A 17,515-nucleotide genomic window follows, 5' to 3' on the forward strand; every position below is an offset into this window, starting at 1 on the left:
TCCAGGTCAGTTTAGTTGTACCCATCCCGAAAGGTGTTCGGTTAGTTCAAGCCACTAAGAAGGGGATGCGTTATGGATGAATACTCACCCAAAAGACATGATATAGCACAACTTAAATTTCTTTGTGAAACGCTCTATCACGACTGTCTTGCAAACCTTGAAGAAAGCAATCATGGCTGGGTTAACGACCCAACCTCGGCAATCAACCTTCAACTCAACGAACTGATAGAGCATATTGCAACCTTCGCACTTAATTATAAAATTAAGTATAATGAGGACAATAAGCTGATTGAGCAGATTGATGAATATCTGGACGACACATTTATGTTGTTCAGCAGTTATGGCATTAATGCGCAGGATCTGCAGAAATGGCGGAAATCCGGTAATCGCTTGTTCCGCTGCTTTGTGAATGCCACCAGGGCTAATCCTGTTAGTTTGTCTTGTTAAAAACTATTACAATCATAGGTAAGATTTATGTCCGATAAACCATTAACTAAAACTGATTATTTGATGCGTTTGCGACGCTGTCAGACAATTGACACGCTTGAGCGCGTGATCGAGAAAAATAAATATGAATTGTCTGACAATGAATTGGCTGTATTTTACTCAGCCGCCGATCACCGTCTTGCAGAATTGACGATGAATAAACTTTACGACAAGATCCCCTCCTCCGTCTGGAAATTCATTCGTTAATTTGATTACTGTCGCATCAGGAAATACGGACGTTTTCCTGGGGAACATTTTTCATCCTCACAATAACAATAGAACGACTATTGTGATTTGCGTCACAATACCAATCAGGGAACGTTCCCTGGCCATCACTGACCTTCTACTGTAGTACCTCACCGGTGAACAGTCAGAGAGCGCAGGATGAGTGACGAGAAACAGAAAATGATAGCGGGTGAGCGATATCGCCCGGCAGATGAAACCCTGCGCCATGACAGGTTGCAGGCGCGTCGATTCGTTCACCGCTACAATCTCACCGCCCCGGATGAAAAAGCCGAACGCCTGGCAATCCTCCACACCCTGTTAGGCCAGTGCGATCAGCCCTACATAGAGCCGCCATTTCGCTGTGACTACGGTTACAATATCTTTCTGGGTAAAGACTTTTACGCCAATTTCGACTGCGTCATGCTCGACGTCTGCCCGATTCATATTGGTGATAACTGTATGCTGGCTCCCGGCGTCCATATCTATACCGCCACACATCCGCTGGATGCGACAGAGCGCAATAGTGGACTGGAATTCGGCAAGCCCGTCACGATTGGTAATAATGTCTGGATTGGTGGGCGTGCGGTCATTAATCCCGGCGTCAGCATTGGTGACAACGTGGTTGTCGCCTCCGGCGCGGTGGTGACCAAAAACGTACCGGCTAACGTGGTGGTGGGCGGTAATCCGGCACGGATTATTAAAACACTGTAAACGGAATTGTAACTGTTATGCTAAATTGTGATTGATCTGTTACTTTCTTCACGCTAATCGCCCACTTAAAATAGGGCGTTCCCCTGTAAGTAGCGAAAATCACGAAGGCAAAAAATGACAGAAATACAACGCCTGCTCACCGAAACCATCGACGATCTGAACGTTCGCGAGAAGCGCGATAACAAGCCCCGCTTTAGCATCAGCTTTATTCGCAAGCATCCTGGTTTGTTTATTGGGATGTACGTCGCCTGGTTTGCCACGCTGGCGGTCATGTTGCAATCAGAAACGCTGGTAGACTCTGTCTGGCTGCTGGTCGTGCTGTTTGTCGTCCTCAACGGCTTTTTCTTTTTTGATGTCGCCCCGCGCTATCGCTATGAAGATATCGACGTGCTGGATTTCAGGGTGTGTTACAACGGCGAGTGGTACAACACCCGGTTTGTACCTTCAGCGCTGATTAGCACCATCCTTCACTCCCCGCGTGTCGATGATGAATGCAAAGCGCAATTACAGAAAATGTTGACGCGTAAGGGCGAACTGTCGTTTTACGATATCTTTACCCTTGCCCGTGCAGAAGCCACGCCATAACCCATTCGTGTTGCCGGATAGTCATTTCTCCTATCCGGCCCTCTCCTTTCTTTAACGCCGTTTTTTTCTTCCCTGTACCGCTTTAAAACGCGGGTTGCTTTTACAAATCACATATAAACGCCCTTTGCGCTTTACTATCTGACAGTCAGGATGGCGCTGCTTTGCGCTACGTAATGAATTCAAGACCTGCATGTTATCCTCATCAACCTCATTATATATGTTATAACATAACATTGCTTTATCGCTGAACGCGCTGCGGTTCAATCCTTTCTGTCTTTATATCGGTTCTTTCGTGGCGAAAACGGTAAAAATCCACGCTTCCATCAAAAACCCGGCAGATTAACGACATCATTTACAGGGCTTTTTTCGCGATCGGATATACTTTCCCTACAATGCGTTATTAAGGATATCTGCGTGAGAACACGACATCTGGTCAGTCTGGTGACGGGAGTGCTTATCCTCTCCGTATTGCTTCCGGTTGGGCTGAGTGTCTGGATCGCTCATCGCCAGGTCGAAAAGAAATTCATTGAAGAGTTGGATACCTACTCAGCGCGCGTCTCTGAACGTTCAGAGCGTGTGGTGACCCAGGCGAAACAAGCATTACAGCAGATTAACGCCGTGAAGAGCGTGCCGTGCTCACGTGAACACTTACTGGCTATGCGGCGGATCTCCTTCAGCTATCGTTATGTCCAGGAAGTGCTGTATCTGCAAAACAACGCGCCACGCTGCTCATCCCTGGAGCAGGAAAGTCAAACCGCCGCATTCCCTCCGCCCATGAAAATCACCAACGACGGCTACCGCGCATGGTTTACCGCGCAAAACGATCTGGGATTCAAGCGCTACATGGCGGCGTTGGGCTATGGCGACTACATTGTGATGATCGATCCCGCCTCCTTTATCGACGTAGTCCCTTTTGGCGCCTGGCAGATTGATGTTGCGATTATCGGCGCAAAACACAATACCGTCATTGCCAGCAGTGGCGCGCTTGCACCGAATATCCTGCAATTTACCCAGGAAACCACGCCTCGCCATCTGGAAAGTCATGGCATTATTTATGAGATTCGCCCCTTCCCGGAAATGGGCATTACCATCGTCAGTTGGGCGTCCACTCTTCCGCTACAGAAAATCTGGTACCAGCAGGCGCTGATCTGGGTTCCCGCCGGTATCCTGATAGGGCTGCTGGCCGCCGCCTTTATTCTGCGCATTCTGCGTCGTCTCCAGTCACCACATCACCGATTGCAGGATGCCATTAACAACCGCGACATTAAGGTTCATTACCAGCCCATCATTTCGTTATCGACAGGAAAAATAGTGGGGGGCGAAGCGCTGGCGCGCTGGCCGCAAACCGACGGCAGCTACTTGTCACCTGACATTTTCATCACTCTGGCCCAACAGACCGGTCTCACCGAACAACTCACCCGCTTAATTATCGAAACGGTATTTGAGGATATGGGGAAATGGCTGAAACAGCATCCCGATCAGCATATTTCCATTAACATTGAGGCTGCGGATCTCGCCTCTGAAAAACTCCCGACGCTGCTCAGTAAACTGCTTAACCGGTATCAGCTTGCCCCTTCGCAGATTGCTCTGGAACTGACGGAGCGGGGATTTGCCGATCCGAAGACCAGCTCACCAATCATTTCCCGTTACCGCAAAGCGGGACATGCTATCTATATTGATGATTTTGGCACCGGCTATTCGAGCCTTAGCTATTTGCAGAATCTGGACGTGGATATCCTGAAAATCGACAAATCATTTGTCGATGCGCTGGAGTACAAAAACGTGACGCCACATATCATTGAAATGGCCAAAACGCTGAAGTTGAAAATGGTCGCAGAAGGGATTGAAACGGCAAATCAGGAGGACTGGCTGCGCCAGCACGGCGTCCATTACGGACAGGGTTGGTTGTACAGCAAAGCGCTGCCCAAAGAGGCGTTTATTCTGTGGGCGGAAAAACGCTTATAACGCAGAGATGGCTGGCGGCACGCCGCACAGCCAGTCACGCTAGTCGTCGATAATAGGAGAGAATCCGCCATAAATCATGCGTTTACCATCAAACGGCATCGACTCGCCGAACGCTTTCATGCGCGGATCGGACATCATCTTCTGATTCGCCGCATCCCGCACTTCTTTCGACGGGTACTCAATCCAACTGAATACCACTTCTTCGTGTTCCTCGGCTTTCACCGCCATGCGAAAATCGGTGACGTTGCCATCGGGCACATCGTCGGCCCAGCATTCCACAATGCGAAGCGCACCAAACTCCTTAAACAATGGTGCTGCTTTTGCCGCCATCGCCTTATAAGCCTCCTTGTTTTCGGCGGGTACGGCAAGGACAAACCCATCCACATACTTCATGAGAAAAACCTCCGAAGTCCACTGCGCGGCAAGCCAATTCCAGCCGCGTCAGTCGTGAGTAAGTGTAGTCGCCCTCTCCTTTCTATGCTGTCTGAATCCGCGCCCGGGGTTTATAGCGAAACCACGGCAGACAGAGTTGGATCAACGGCCCAATCGCCAGCGCATACAGCACGGTGCCAACGCCAAGCGTGCCGCCGAGCAGCCAGCCGCTTAATAAAACAGAGACTTCTATCGCCGTACGGATGGTACGCACCGACCATCCCGTGCGGGCGTGAATGCCGGTCATCAGGCCGTCTCTTGGCCCGGCACCAAAGCCTGCGCCAATGTACATACTCGTCGCCAGGGCATTCACCACCACGGCGGCCACCAGCATGAGGCTGCGCACGAGGAGGGAGGAGAAATCCGGCATCACCGCCAGCGCGGCATCGGCGGCAAGTCCGATCACAATCACATTGCTGAGGGTGCCCAGCCCAGGACGTTGACGCAGGGGGATCCACAGCAAAAGTACCAGCGCCCCGACGATAATCATCACCACGCCAATTTTCATCGACAACAGGTTTGCCAGCCCAAGATGGAACACGTTCCACGGATCGGCACCTAAATCCGCGCGCACAAACATCGCGGTTGATACCCCATACAGAGCCAGCCCAAAGTAAAGTTGAACCAGACGACGCCCCATTTTCACCCTCCCCGTTCAGATAGCATTCATCTTCTCTATAATTGGCATTATGATTAATGACCAGTTTTGAAAAAGTGGACTGCAATGTCATCACGTCGTTATGGAAGTCAATCTCTCCAGCGTCTGCTCGGGCACTGGCAGGACAGCACATCAAGAACCCCGCTCTGGCGGCAACTGGCAGAAGCGCTGCGTCTGCTGATCCTCGACGGACGTCTGGCGCTCGACAGCCGTTTGCCCGGAGAACGTGAACTGGCAGCGGTCCTCGACGTCAGCCGGACCACCGTGGCCAGCGCACTGGCGCAACTGCGGGAAGAGGGATATCTGGAAAGTCGGCACGGCAGTGGCTCGCGCGTGATTCTGCCGGGTCATATTCGCGAAGTGCCGACGCGAGCCGGTACGACGATGGCGCTGGATCTCTCCACCGCCGCCCTCAGTGCCGGACCCGAAATCCATCAGGCTTATCAGCAGGCGCTGTTTGCGATGCCGCCGCATTTACTGACGTCGGGATATCAGCCGCAGGGATTGCCCTGCTTACGTGAATCGCTCGCCCGTCATTACTGTGCGCGAGGTCTTCCGACAACGGCGGATGAAATCATGGTGGTTAACGGCGCGGTCAGCGGTCTGGCACTGATTCTGCGCTTACTGACCGGTCCCGGCGATCGTGTGGTGGTCGATCACCCGACGTACCCATTGGCCATTGCCGCCATTCAGGGAGCCTCCTGTCGACCGGTAGGCGTTTCCTTACCCGCAGAGGGTTGGGATACGGATGGACTGGCCGCAACGATCGCCCAAACGTCACCGAGAATGGCCTATCTGATGCCGGATTTTCACAATCCCACCGGGCGGTGTATGAATGATGAGACGCGACAAGTCATCGCAGATATCGCTGCCCGTACGCGTACGACGCTGGTGATCGACGAAACGATGGTGAATCTTTGGTACGACGCCCCGCCGCCTCCGCCTTTGGCGGCGTATCATCGCGATGCCCCGGTGATCATGCTGGGTTCGGCGGGCAAAAGTTTCTGGGGCGGACTGCGTCTGGGCTGGGTTCGCGCGCCATCACGGACCATCGCCGCGCTGGTGCAAACGCGGGATACGGTTGATCTGGGCTCGCCGGTCATCGAACAGCTTGCCACTACGTGGTTGCTGGATAATGCCGATTCATTTTTGCCGCAGCGCAGACAACAGTTAGCCGCACGGCGCGCGCTCTGCGATACGCTGATGCACAGGCACTTTCCCGAGTGGCGCTATCAGCAACCGCAGGGCGGATTATCTTTTTGGGTGGAATTACCGGATACGCTGGCGACGCTCTTCGCCACACGGGCGGAAAGCGTCGGGATTCAACTGGGTACGGGCACTCGCTTTGGGCTCGCGGGGGCGTTTGATCGTTTCTTACGCATGCCGTTTGCCTTGCCGGAAGCCACCCTGCGCGAGGCCTTTAACACCCTGGAACCGCTCTGGAAAACACTGCGTCTACAGTCCAGTAGCGGTAAGGTGCGTAAGATTATTTAATGCTGGCGGGGAACCGGGAAACCTTTAAGGGAAATAATAAAGTTATCACCCTCTTTCTTTATTTTGGCGCCAGCATCGCACCAGTCTGAGGCAATGCGGAAAAATTCATCGCTGCCGACGTTCCAGCTCAGGCAAACATGCTTAACATAACCCGAGCGGAGCAATTCACAGGCTTCGCCATAGTTACTGGCGATGGAGAGCGTTTGCTGTTTCATTTTTTCTTCTTCAGTAGTCTGCGCAATGCTTTGATTTCTTTAGGAGTCAGTGGCTCAACAAAAGACTCTTCCGTATGTTGGCTATCGATATCGCCAGCCGAGACCCCCGCCTCTGCCGCCGCGTCGAAGGCTATCAGCAGCAGTTTTTCTGTCGTGATGCTTAAATTCTCATTATTCACTTCAGCGTAATGACGAAGTTTTTCTTTTAACGTTTCATCAATTTTGACATTCAGTACTGCAGTAGCCATCGTAAAAATCCTTGTGGACAGGCAAAACACGGCTCCGGCGACGACAGGATCGCCACGGCGTGATAAGAGAATGGAGCGCCAGGATTTAACATCCCAAAGACACTCTGCCAGCATTTGATGACAAAAAAATGACAAAACCATGACAACAACAAGAAGAGAAACGAAGATGTGATGCCGGACGGCAGAAATGGGTGGGGGCCCTGCCAGCTACATCCCGGCACACGCGTCATCTGCCTTGGCTGCTTCCTTCCGGACCTGACCTGGTAAACAGAGTAGCGTTGCGGGAGAACCAACAGAGCCCCCATTGAGAGCGTTGTTAACCAACGCGCAGGCGCATTATCACTGCTGCCCCCTGTAATTGCAAGCCATCGGCAGTCAGATGCTGGTTTCTTGCGCAATGGAACTTCCCGCGCCCGCCATTCCAGATTATGCTGAAGGATTACCGCAGGAAGAAACCATGGATAGACAAGACACTTTCCCTCAACGCGTCTGGCAAATTGTTGCCTCCATTCCCGAAGGCAGCGTCACCACTTATGGCGACGTCGCGATGCTCGCGGGCTCTCCGCGCGCGGCCAGGCAGGTTGGCGGCGTGCTCAAACGTTTACCCGAAGGCAGCACTCTGCCCTGGCATCGGGTGGTGAATCGGCACGGCGCAATTTCGCTGACCGGTCCCGATCTACAGCGGCAACGGCAGGCATTACTGGCGGAAGGTATTATAGTGTCCGGGAGCGGGCAGATCGATTTGCAGCGGTATCGCTGGAATTATTGACCCTCTCCAGATGGAGAGGGTCAGACAGGCCTTAGTACTGCGTCGGGGCAGGCACTGCGGAAGACGGGTTCACCTGCGTCGGCGAGGTTGAAGGCACAGTGGTCGCTGCCCCATCGCTTGCCTGAACAGGCACTGCCGTCTGCTGGACCGGCACCAGGGTCAGATCGGCTTTCGTGCCGCCCTGGTTGATGACCGGCTGAACGGTATCGGTAATAAACACCAGTTTGTCATTCACCGTAATCGCCGCACTCAGCAGAATACGAGCGTTCGGCTGCACGTCAGCCGGATTAAACGGCAAGACGAAGCTGAATGGCGCCTGTTTCCCTTCGGTACGAACCGCTTTCTGGGACAGCACTTTCGACGGTGCATCGGCCAGCGACGCATCCGACAGAGTCACGGTCAGTACGGCGTCTGGTGGCAAGGCCACTTTCTGACGGATCCATACGGTACCCGAGACATTAGGTTGCGCAATCGCAGGCTGCGCGGCCGTTGCTGAAGTGTTTGGGTTCGGCGCTGGCGTCTGGATATCAGCGCTTTTATCCGCGCAGGCGGCCAGAGCAACTGCTACCGCTAAACCACTTACCATGTGCATGAGCTTCATTAAATTCTCCTTATCATCTCTGCACCAGCGGGTTTTCCTCCCGCCGGAAGAGTGGTTAACAAAAACGTAACGTAGCTAAGTGTGGCACACATCACTTATTTTTGCCTGGAATTGGTCTGTTTTTCAGACTATTGCACCCATCGGACCACTTCTAAAATTGCGTTATACTCTGCCTATCTCGCTTCGGCGTCGTTGTTACCTGGAGAGCATGTATGAGTCAGGCACTGAATAATTTGCTGACATTGTTGAATCTGGAAAAAATTGAGGAAGGACTCTTTCGGGGCCAAAGTGAAGACTTAGGGTTGCGTCAGGTATTTGGTGGACAGGTCGTTGGTCAGGCGCTGTATGCGGCGAAAGAAACGGTACCAGAAGAACGCCAGGTCCACTCGTTTCACAGTTATTTTTTACGCCCCGGCGACAGCCAGCAACCCATTATTTACGATGTGGAAGTTCTGCGCGACGGTAACAGCTTCAGCGCCCGCCGCGTTGCCGCCATCCAGAACGGAAAACCCATCTTTTATATGACCGCCTCGTTCCAGGCGCCAGAAGCCGGTTTCGAACATCAGAAAACCATGCCGCACGCTCCCGCGCCGGAGGGGTTAACATCAGAAACCGACATTGCCCGGACGGTAGCACACCTCCTGCCGCCGATTTTAAAGGATAAATTTCTCTGCGATCGCCCGCTGGAAGTGCGCCCCGTTGAATTTCATAACCCGCTAAAAGGCCATGTGGCAGAACCTACGCGCCAGGTATGGATCCGCGCGAACGGTGCGTTACCCAACGACATCCGCGTCCATCAGTATCTGTTAGGCTACGCCTCCGATCTCAATTTCCTGCCCGTGGCCCTGCAACCTCACGGTATTGGTTTCCTGGAAAAAGGGATTCAGATTGCCACGATCGACCATTCCATGTGGTTCCACCGCCCGTTTGATTTGAACGAATGGCTGCTTTACAGCGTGGAAAGCACGTCGGCCTCCAGCGCGCGTGGATTTGTTCGCGGCGAGTTCTACACGCAGGACGGTAAACTGGTGGCGTCGACCGTTCAGGAAGGGGTGATGCGCAATCGCAACTAAGAAAAAGCCGGATGGCGTGGGCTTCGCATCCGGCGGTATCCGATGGTTGCCCGGTTAACCTCACCGGGCATTTTTCTGTTATGCGTTGTAGGCATTCTCGCCGTGGCTGTTCACATCCAGCCCTTCGCGCTCTTGTTCTTCCGGTACGCGCAGACCTACCGTCAAATCCGCCAGCTTGTAACCGATGAAGGCCACAACGCCAGACCAGACGATGGTGATGGCGATGCTCTCAAGCTGCACCAGCAACTGATGTCCCATCGTTACCCCTTCAGCGAAGCCCACGCCGCCCAGCGCGCTTGAGGCAAAGACCCCGGTCAGAATACAGCCGACAATCCCGCAGACGCCGTGGACACCAAACACATCGCACGGGTCATCAACACGCAGCAGACGTTTGAGCATGGTCACGCCCCACAGTCCGGCCACTCCTGCCACCACGCCGATGATTAACGCACCGCCGACGCCAATGTAACCACAGGCAGGCGTGACGCCAACCAGACCAGCAATCGCCCCTGAGCACGCGCCCAACAAAGACGGTTTACCGCGCAGCGCCCACTCGCCGAAGATCCAGCCGAGAATCGCGGCGGCCGTCGCCACAACGGTGTTCACAAAGGCCAGCGCGGCAATCTCGTTCGCCGTCCCCGCCGAACCGGCATTAAAGCCAAACCAGCCAATATAGAGGATCGCCGTACCGGTAAAGACCATCGGCAGGTTATGCGGTTTGAACGCCTCTTTGCCAAAGCCTACACGTTTGCCAATAAGGTAGGCGCCGACCAGGCCGGCAATCGCGGCGTTGATATGCACCACCGTACCGCCCGCAAAGTCCAGCGCACCGTGCGATCCCAGCAGGCCGCCGCCCCATACCATATGGGCAATCGGAATGTAGGAAAGCGTCAACCAGACCACCACGAAGATAAGAACCGCGGAGAAACGGATACGTTCAGCCAACGAACCGACAATCAGGCCGACGGTAATGCAGGCAAACGATCCCTGGAAAGCAACATGAATATACTGGTAAATGCTGCCCATCACGGCGGTCAGCTCAATGTTTTTCAGCATCACCCAGTTGAAGTTACCGAAGAAGCTGTTCCCTTCGCCGAACGCTAGTGAATAGCCGAACACCACCCACATGATGCACACCAGCGCAAAGGTGACGGTAACCTGCGTCAGCATCGACAGGACGTTCTTCCCGCGGATCAAACCGCCGTAGAACAGGGCGATACCCGGTATGGTCATAAACAGCACCAGCGCGGTACAAATCATCATAAAGGCGTTATCGGCTTTATCTGCCACTGCCGGAGCAGCCATCGCGAGACCTGGCAGCAGCGCCAGCGAAGCAAGGCCCGTTTTCATCGTTGCTATCTTCATTTTGTCGTTTCCCGTTACTGTGTGCCAGGCTTTACAGCGCCGCTTCGTCGGCTTCGCCGGTGCGAATACGAATGACGCGTTGCAGCTCCGCGACGAAAATTTTGCCGTCGCCAATTTTTCCGGTATAGGCCGCCTTGCTGATGACATCGATCACTTCATCCAGTTGGTCGTCGGCAATGGCCACATCAATCTTCACTTTAGGCAGGAAGTTGACGCTGTACTCTGCACCCCGATATAACTCGGCATGACCCTTCTGACGTCCGAACCCTTTTACTTCGGTGACGGTCAGCCCTTGAATACCAATAGAAGAGAGCGCTTCGCGAACGTCTTCCAGTTTGAACGGTTTGATTACCACGGTAACCAGCTTCATAGATCCCCTCCAGTCAGAATTCGGCATGTGGTGCGACTACACGACAGAGGTATTGCAAGGGGTATGCCAGAATTGAAAAAGCGGAGTCAGTGTCTGTTCTACAGGCCGTCTGGCGGGCGATTCAGAAAGGGAAATGGAGCGGGAAAAGAAAAACGCACCATGACAGTGCATGATGCGTTACATTTTTGCACCACCGCCGAAGCGGCCCGGCAACGCCGGTGCATCAGGCGGGAAGCGATTCCTCACGCACGCTTGCCGCCAGCTCTTCGCCGGCAAGCTGGAGCTGATACATCTGCCAGTAGCGCCCCTGCGCCGCAAGCAGCTGTTGATGGGTACCGCGTTCTACGGCCTGTCCACGATGAAGCACCAGAATGGTGTCTGCCTCCACAATGGTCGACAGCCGGTGCGCAATCACCACCAGCGTGGTGTGTTCACGCACGGCCGCCAGCGCGTGCTGAATGGCCTGCTCGGTGCCCGAATCGATGCTGGCGGTCGCTTCGTCGAGGATCAGGATCTGCGGCGTTGCCACCAGCACTCGCGCCAGCGCCAGCAGCTGTTTCTGCCCGACAGAGAGATTATTCCCCTGCTCACCAAGTTGCGTATGAATACCTTCACTCATCCCGCGCGCCAGTTCCGCCAGTTGCACCGTCTCCAGCGCCTGCCACACCTGCTCTTCGGAGATATCTCGCCCCAGCGTCACGTTCGCCAGGAAGGAATCCGCCATTACCACCGGATCCTGCTGCACCATTGCTACACTCTGACGCAGTGCGCTGTGGCTCAGCGAACGTAATGGACGCCCATCAAGGCGAATTTCCCCCTGACTCAGCGGGTAATAGCCCATCAACAGGCTGGCGAGAGTACTTTTACCGCTGCCGGTATGCCCCACCAGCGCGACAAAACTGCGGGACGGCACGGAAAGGCTGACATTTTGCAGCACCAGATTATCGTCGCGATAGGCAAACGACACATCCTCGACGTCAATCTGCCCGGACGCCAGCGGACGCGAGTCCTGCCCATAACGCTGGCGCGGCCCGTCCATCAGTTCAAACACGCGCTCCCCTGCTACCACCGCCTGTTGCAGCATCGACTGTTGAGTGGTCAGTTCGATCAGCGGTTCATTCAGGCGTCCCAGGTAACTGATAAAGGCGTAGAGCACCCCGACTTCAATTGTCCCTGCCGACGTAAAACTGAACAGCATCAACAGGCCACAGAGAATGAGCGCGGAAAACAGGCTCAGCAGAGGCCGCAATAAAAAACCGTCTAAACGCAGCGTCTGCATGCGCGCCAGATAATGTGAGCGGCTGGCTTCTCCCATACGTTCACCAAATCGCGCCTGCTGGCGAAACTGCTGGATCACGCTCATACCGTTGATGACTTCGTTGAAGCCGTCGTTAATATCGGCGAGATAAGCCCGCACGCGGCGGACAATCGGCGTGCTGTAACGCTGATAGATAATCATCACCACCAGCACCGCCGGGAAGATAAGAATTGCCACCAGCGCCATGCGCCAGTCGAGACTGAACATCGCCACCAGCATCGCGCCAATCAGCGCTGCGCTGCGCAGAACCGTCGCCACCACCGTGACATACAAATCGCGGATCACTTCGGTATCGTTCGTCACGCGCGAAATAAGCTGCCCGACGGGCTGAATGTCAAATTCACTCAACGGCTGGCGCAGCGCGGCATCCATCACGTCGGTACGCAATTGCTGCACCACACCGACCGCCGCGCGGTTAAACAGCAGCGACTGAGCATAGTGCAGACTGGCAGCGAGAACCTGCAGCCCAAGATAGGCGGCAATCAGCCCGACCACCATCCCCAGCGGCAGGTTATTTTTTGCCACCATATTGTCGATAAAGTAGCTGATCAGCAGCGGACCACTGACTTCCGCAGCCGCCGCGACCCACAGCATAATCACCGCAATGCCTAACGGTTTTCGCCACACAGAACCATAGGCCAGCAGGCGTTTGAGGGTCGGCCATAACTGCCCAAAACTACGCATTTGCCGCCTCCTCGTCTTTTTCCGGCACATCATCGAGCGCCGCTTCCAGTTGCTGATAGCGGTACATATCGCGATACCAGCCCGTCTGCTGCACCAGCGCTTCGTGATCGCCGCGCTGAGCGATATGCCCATGCTGCATCACGATAATTTCGCTCGCTTCGGTCAGCGCCGAAAGGCGATGCGCGCTGATGATCACCGTTCGCCCTTCTCCCCACTGGCGCAGATTGTGCAGGATCTGGTGCTCCGTTCGCCCGTCCACCGCCGACAGTGCGTCATCCAGGATCAGGATTTCGGCATTCAACAGTAGCGCCCGCGCAATCGAGATACGCTGTTTCTGACCGCCGGAGAGCATCACGCCGCGCTCGCCAACTTCGGTGTCGTATCCCTGCGGCAGGCGGAGAATATCCTCATGCACGCTGGCTAAGCGCGCCACGTGTTCAATATCCTGCTGTGTGGCGCTGGGGCAGCCCAGCGCAATGTTGTTGGCCACGGTATCCGAAAACAGAAATGGCGTTTGACTAACTACCGCCAGCCGGCTGCGCCAGCTGTCCAGTTGCAGGCGTGACAGGGGGATATCATGAAAGCGGATCTCCCCCTGGGTGATATCGAAATGGCGCTGAATCAACGACAACACGGTACTTTTACCCGCGCCGGTTGGCCCGCAGATACCCAGCATCTGTCCGGCTTCAAGTCGAAAGTTGACGTTTTCCAGCGTCGGATGTGTGGTTTGCGGGTAGCTAAACTCACGGATCGCCACCGCCAGTTCCCCCCGCCCTTCCGGCACCGGTTCGCTACCATCGTCCACCACCGGCGCTTCGGCCAGCATCGCGCGAATACGACCGTAAGCCGCACTGCCGCGCTCCACGATGTTAAACATCCACGCCAGCGCCAGCATCGGCCAAATCATCAACCCGAGGTACATCATAAAACTGGTCAACTGTCCCAGCGTCAGCGAACCTTGCACCACCATCCAGCTGCCGCCGCCGATAGCCAGCAGGTTCGCCGTCCCGATGGCGATATAAATCGTCGGATCAAAGCGGGCATCGATGCGCGCCACGCGCATGTTTTTCTTCCCCGTATCTTCCGCGTCAGCGGCAAACAGCGCGGACTGCCGATCCTCCAGACCAAACGCTTTGATCATGCGAATGCTGGTCAGGCTCTCCTGAGTACGATCGTTGAGACTGGAGAATGCCGCCTGCGCTAATCTGAAACGGTCATGCAGACGATCGCCGTAGCGCTTGATCATCAGCGCCATCACCGGCATCGGCAGCAGTGCAAACAGCGTGAGCTGCCAGCTGATCTGCGTGGACATCACGATCAGCACCGCGCAGCCCATCACCAGCGAATCCACCAGCGTTAAAACCCCTTCCCCTGCGGCAAAGACCACGCGGTCGACGTCATTGGTGGCGCGGGCCATTAAATCACCGGTGCGGTGGCGCAGATAAAATTCAGGATGCTGACGACTGAGCTGGCGGTAGTAATCTTCGCGCAACTCTACCGCCAGTTGGTAAGAGGCGCCAAACAGCAGCACGCGCCAGACGTAGCGCAGCAGATAGACCACGACGGCAATCAGAGCGATGGTGCCAATCCACATCATTATCTGTTGCGGCGTAAAGTGTTGCGTGGACACGCCATCCACCACAATACCGACGACTTTTGGCGGAATGAGTTGCAAAATAGCGATGATGATAAGCAAGGCAACCGCCCCGAGGTAGCGACGCCACTCCCGGCGAAAATACCAGCTTAATTGAGCAAATAATCGCACGTAATATGTCCTGACCTGATTTTCCGGCAAATCGTGCCGGGAGAGTTATTCGATTGGCAGTGCAGTTGTGTATTTAATCTGTTCCATGGCAAAGCTCGATGTGACGTCCGACAGACCGGGAACGCTGTTTACCAGACGTTTGTAGAAGTCGTCATAGCGCTTCATGTCGGCAACCTGAACCCGCATCAGGTAGTCGTACTCCCCAGCCATACGCCAGAAGCCCAGCACCTCCGGCATCTCACTGACCACCGTCACGAAGCGGCAATACCAGTCACTGCTATGATGCTGGGTTTTGATGAGCACAAAGGCCGTTAACCCCAGGCCCAGTTTTTCCGGGTCCAGCAGCGCGACTTTGCCAACCAGAATGCCATCATCCTCCAGCCGTTTGAGGCGCTTCCAGCAGGGGGTGGTGGTCAGATTAACGGCATCCGCCAGCGCCTGCAAAGAGAGGGTGCAGTCCTGCTGCAACAAGGAGAGCAGCTTACGGTCAATTTTATCTAGCATACCGGCACCTCAGAGAAGAATTTTCTCCTTCTATTCTATTTTAAAGGCTAAATGGCAACAATTTTTTCCGTGCTTTTCGTTACTCTTGGCACAAAATGACAAATGGATATTAATGATGAACAGCACCTGGGTAAAAAATGCCATCAATGAGATTAACGCGGATTATCAGCGCTCGGCTGACACACATCTCATCCGCCTGCCGTTACCCGCATTTCCGGGTATCCAACTCTATCTGAAAGATGAAAGCACCCACCCGACCGGTAGCCTGAAGCACCGGCTGGCGCGTTCGCTGTTCCTCTATGGGCTGTGCAACGGCTGGATTAAAGAAGGAACAACCATTATCGAATCCTCTTCCGGGTCAACGGCCGTGTCCGAAGCCTATTTTGCCCGCCTGCTGGGACTGCCGTTTATTGCCGTCATGCCCGCCTGCACGGCAAAACGGAAAATCGAACAGATTGAATTTTACGGCGGTCGTTGCCATTTCGTGGACAGCGCCTGCGAGATTTATGCCGCCTCAGAACAGCTGGCGCGCGAGTTGAATGGTCATTATATGGATCAGTTCACCTATGCCGAACGCGCCACCGACTGGCGGGGTAATAACAATATCGCCGACAGCATCTTCCGCCAGATGCAGTGCGAGCCGCATCCCGTCCCGAAACACATTGTCATGAGCGCCGGAACCGGCGGGACCTCTGCGACCATTGGTCGCTACATTCGCTGCCAGGGTTACGATACGCAACTGATGGTGGTGGACCCGGAAAACTCGGTTTTCCTGTCTTTCTGGCAGTCGCGTGACGCCACGCTGCGTAGCCCTGTCGGCAGTAAAATTGAGGGGATTGGGCGTCCGCGTGTTGAACCGTCATTTATTGCCGACGTGGTCGATGAGATGCTGCGCGTACCTGATGCCGCCAGCGTGGCGACCGCGCACTGGCTGGAAACGCAACTGGGCCGCAAAGTGGGGGCCTCAACGGGCACCAACATGTGGGGCATGCTGCAACTCGCCGCCCGTATGCGTGAAGCCGGGCAAACCGGTTCGCTGGTGACGCTGCTGTGCGACAGCGGCGAGCGCTATCTGGACACCTACTACCATGCCGAATGGGTGAGCGCCCATATTGGCGATCTCACAGCGTGGAAAGCGGAGCTGGCCCGGTTGTTGAATGTGAATTAAATCAAATAAAAAAAACCGGGCATACGCCCGGTGCTGGTAGGGTCTCTCATTCGGGGGAATAAGGTAGATTTGGATAGTCCAGCCAATGTGTCAAAAAGTGTGATACCGCCTGATTGCGACAATGACCAATCACCGGTAAATGGGGAAGTTCAGCAATAAGTTGCGGCATGGCATTGCCCATGATCAGGCCACGGCCGACGCTACCGAGCATTTCGCGATCGTTCATGGCGTCGCCAAACGCCATACATTCGGCCAGCGACAGGCCCAGATGTCCGCTCAGTACCTCCAGCGCAGAACCTTTGTTACAGCCTACCGGCAGCACTTCCAGGCAATCGACCGCCGAGAAGCAAAGATGGGCTCGCGCGCCTAACACCTCTTCAAGCTGAATTTTCAACCGCGTCAGATCGTCGTGATCGCCACAGAAGCAGACTTTGGTCACCCGATCAGCCGGGATGCGCGCGACATCCACGATCTGATAGCGAAATCCGCTGTAAACGTGAGCATGTAGCATCTCGGGGATCTCTTGCCCGGTAAACCAGCCATTATCGTTAAAGACATGCATGCTCGCCCGCGTGTCCCAGCGCTGATGCAAGACTATCTCCGCAACCGCTGGATCCAGATCCTGACGATGCAGTACCTCGCCTTCCAGCGAGTGGATGCGCGTCCCGTTACCGGTAATCAGAAAAGCATCGAGTGAAAAGGTGCCGAGAATATGGCGCATTTCCAGCACATGACGCCCGGTGGCAAACGTCAGGGTAATATCGCGTTCGCGTAAACGCGCCAGAGTCGAAAGCGTTTCATCACCCAAAAGGTGATTCGGCATCAGCAGGGTGCCATCCATATCAAATGCAGCCAGGCGTGCCATCTCTTTCTCCACTC

General features: G+C 54.8%; 21 protein-coding genes and 1 other RNA gene. 9 read left to right on the forward strand and 13 right to left on the reverse strand.

Annotation, left to right across the window (positions count from 1 at the left end):
• The first annotated feature begins 72 nt into the window (after positions 1-72).
• The 4 genes from tomB (at position 73) to GBC03_23605 (ending at position 2,007) form a co-directional block, all read left to right on the forward strand.
• Positions 73-447 carry an Hha toxicity modulator TomB gene (tomB, locus tag GBC03_23590; GenBank protein ID QFS72968.1) on the forward strand — a complete coding sequence of 125 codons (375 nt, stop codon included), beginning with the start codon at positions 73-75 and terminating at the stop codon, positions 445-447.
• Positions 448-474: 27 nt separating this feature from the next.
• A complete protein-coding gene (hha, locus tag GBC03_23595) occupies positions 475-693 on the forward strand; it encodes a hemolysin expression modulator Hha (GenBank protein QFS72969.1) in 219 nt (72 codons plus the stop codon).
• 177 nt (positions 694-870) lie between these two features.
• Positions 871-1,422, forward strand: coding sequence for a maltose O-acetyltransferase (locus GBC03_23600; GenBank protein QFS72970.1), 552 nt, complete (start codon positions 871-873; stop codon positions 1,420-1,422).
• A 114-nt stretch (positions 1,423-1,536) separates the two neighbouring features.
• On the forward strand, positions 1,537-2,007 hold the full coding sequence (locus GBC03_23605) for a hypothetical protein (GenBank protein QFS72971.1): 471 nt from the start codon (positions 1,537-1,539) through the stop codon (positions 2,005-2,007).
• Positions 2,008-2,058: 51 nt separating this feature from the next.
• Here the strand turns inward: GBC03_23605 and GBC03_23610 are convergent, their stop codons facing one another.
• Positions 2,059-2,199, reverse strand: coding sequence for a 50S ribosomal protein L36 (locus GBC03_23610; GenBank protein ID QFS72972.1), 141 nt, complete (start codon positions 2,197-2,199; stop codon positions 2,059-2,061).
• Positions 2,200-2,421: 222 nt separating this feature from the next.
• On the opposite strand from GBC03_23610, the gene GBC03_23615 reads away from it, so the two are divergent.
• Positions 2,422-3,972 (forward strand): EAL domain-containing protein, encoded by a 1,551-nt coding sequence (locus GBC03_23615; protein ID QFS72973.1) that lies wholly within the window; start codon positions 2,422-2,424, stop codon positions 3,970-3,972.
• Positions 3,973-4,011: 39 nt separating this feature from the next.
• Here the strand turns inward: GBC03_23615 and GBC03_23620 are convergent, their stop codons facing one another.
• Together GBC03_23620 and GBC03_23625 are read right to left on the reverse strand one after the other, a co-directional pair.
• On the reverse strand, positions 4,012-4,365 hold the full coding sequence (locus tag GBC03_23620) for a DUF1428 family protein (GenBank protein QFS72974.1): 354 nt from the start codon (positions 4,363-4,365) through the stop codon (positions 4,012-4,014).
• An 82-nt stretch (positions 4,366-4,447) separates the two neighbouring features.
• Positions 4,448-5,044, reverse strand: a complete 597-nt coding sequence (locus GBC03_23625; GenBank protein ID QFS72975.1) for a hypothetical protein — start codon at positions 5,042-5,044, stop codon at positions 4,448-4,450.
• Positions 5,045-5,128: 84 nt separating this feature from the next.
• On the opposite strand from GBC03_23625, the gene GBC03_23630 reads away from it, so the two are divergent.
• Positions 5,129-6,556: an aminotransferase class I/II-fold pyridoxal phosphate-dependent enzyme gene (locus tag GBC03_23630; protein ID QFS72976.1), complete on the forward strand. Its 1,428-nt coding sequence runs from the start codon at positions 5,129-5,131 to the stop codon at positions 6,554-6,556.
• On the opposite strand, the gene GBC03_23635 is transcribed toward GBC03_23630, so the two are convergent.
• From GBC03_23635 to ffs, 3 genes are all read right to left on the reverse strand, one after another.
• Positions 6,553-6,771 carry a hypothetical protein gene (locus tag GBC03_23635; protein ID QFS72977.1) on the reverse strand — a complete coding sequence of 73 codons (219 nt, stop codon included), beginning with the start codon at positions 6,769-6,771 and terminating at the stop codon, positions 6,553-6,555. The genes GBC03_23630 and GBC03_23635 overlap by 4 nt on opposite strands.
• A complete protein-coding gene (locus tag GBC03_23640; protein ID QFS72978.1) occupies positions 6,768-7,019 on the reverse strand; it encodes a hypothetical protein in 252 nt (83 codons plus the stop codon). The genes GBC03_23635 and GBC03_23640 overlap by 4 nt, the downstream gene beginning before the upstream one ends.
• Before the next feature lie 198 nt (positions 7,020-7,217).
• An RNA gene (gene ffs / locus GBC03_23645) (signal recognition particle sRNA small type) lies at positions 7,218-7,314 on the reverse strand.
• A gap of 84 nt (positions 7,315-7,398) precedes the next feature.
• Between ffs and GBC03_23650 the strand changes: the two genes are divergently transcribed.
• A complete protein-coding gene (locus GBC03_23650; GenBank protein QFS72979.1) occupies positions 7,399-7,788 on the forward strand; it encodes a methylated-DNA--[protein]-cysteine S-methyltransferase in 390 nt (129 codons plus the stop codon).
• Positions 7,789-7,819: 31 nt separating this feature from the next.
• Here the strand turns inward: GBC03_23650 and GBC03_23655 are convergent, their stop codons facing one another.
• Entirely contained in the window at positions 7,820-8,389 is a 570-nt protein-coding gene (locus tag GBC03_23655) for a hypothetical protein (protein ID QFS72980.1), read from the reverse strand.
• 212 nt (positions 8,390-8,601) lie between these two features.
• Here GBC03_23655 and tesB point away from each other — a divergent pair, with 212 nt between their 5' ends.
• Entirely contained in the window at positions 8,602-9,462 is an 861-nt protein-coding gene (gene tesB, locus GBC03_23660; protein QFS72981.1) for an acyl-CoA thioesterase II, read from the forward strand.
• 78 nt (positions 9,463-9,540) lie between these two features.
• On the opposite strand, the gene amtB is transcribed toward tesB, so the two are convergent.
• The 5 genes from amtB to GBC03_23685 all read right to left on the reverse strand — a co-directional run bounded on the left by amtB (position 9,541) and on the right by GBC03_23685 (position 15,468).
• Positions 9,541-10,827, reverse strand: a complete 1,287-nt coding sequence (gene amtB, locus GBC03_23665; GenBank protein ID QFS72982.1) for an ammonium transporter AmtB — start codon at positions 10,825-10,827, stop codon at positions 9,541-9,543.
• 31 nt (positions 10,828-10,858) lie between these two features.
• A complete protein-coding gene (gene glnK / locus GBC03_23670; GenBank protein ID QFS72983.1) occupies positions 10,859-11,197 on the reverse strand; it encodes a P-II family nitrogen regulator in 339 nt (112 codons plus the stop codon).
• Between the two features lie 223 nt (positions 11,198-11,420).
• On the reverse strand, positions 11,421-13,199 hold the full coding sequence (locus GBC03_23675) for a SmdB family multidrug efflux ABC transporter permease/ATP-binding protein (GenBank protein ID QFS72984.1): 1,779 nt from the start codon (positions 13,197-13,199) through the stop codon (positions 11,421-11,423).
• Positions 13,192-14,964, reverse strand: a complete 1,773-nt coding sequence (locus GBC03_23680) for a SmdA family multidrug ABC transporter permease/ATP-binding protein (GenBank protein ID QFS72985.1) — start codon at positions 14,962-14,964, stop codon at positions 13,192-13,194. The genes GBC03_23675 and GBC03_23680 overlap by 8 nt, the downstream gene beginning before the upstream one ends.
• Before the next feature lie 45 nt (positions 14,965-15,009).
• Positions 15,010-15,468, reverse strand: a complete 459-nt coding sequence (locus GBC03_23685) for a winged helix-turn-helix transcriptional regulator (protein ID QFS72986.1) — start codon at positions 15,466-15,468, stop codon at positions 15,010-15,012.
• Positions 15,469-15,580: 112 nt separating this feature from the next.
• Between GBC03_23685 and GBC03_23690 the strand changes: the two genes are divergently transcribed.
• On the forward strand, positions 15,581-16,636 hold the full coding sequence (locus GBC03_23690; protein QFS72987.1) for a pyridoxal-phosphate dependent enzyme: 1,056 nt from the start codon (positions 15,581-15,583) through the stop codon (positions 16,634-16,636).
• 46 nt (positions 16,637-16,682) lie between these two features.
• On the opposite strand, the gene cof is transcribed toward GBC03_23690, so the two are convergent.
• Complete coding sequence (gene cof, locus GBC03_23695; protein ID QFS72988.1) at positions 16,683-17,501, reverse strand: HMP-PP phosphatase; 819 nt, start codon at positions 17,499-17,501, stop codon at positions 16,683-16,685.
• Positions 17,502-17,515 lie beyond the last annotated feature (14 nt).

The organism is Citrobacter telavivensis, assembly GCA_009363175.1.
In the GTDB taxonomy this organism is placed as follows: Bacteria; Pseudomonadota; Gammaproteobacteria; order Enterobacterales; family Enterobacteriaceae; genus Citrobacter_A; species Citrobacter_A telavivensis.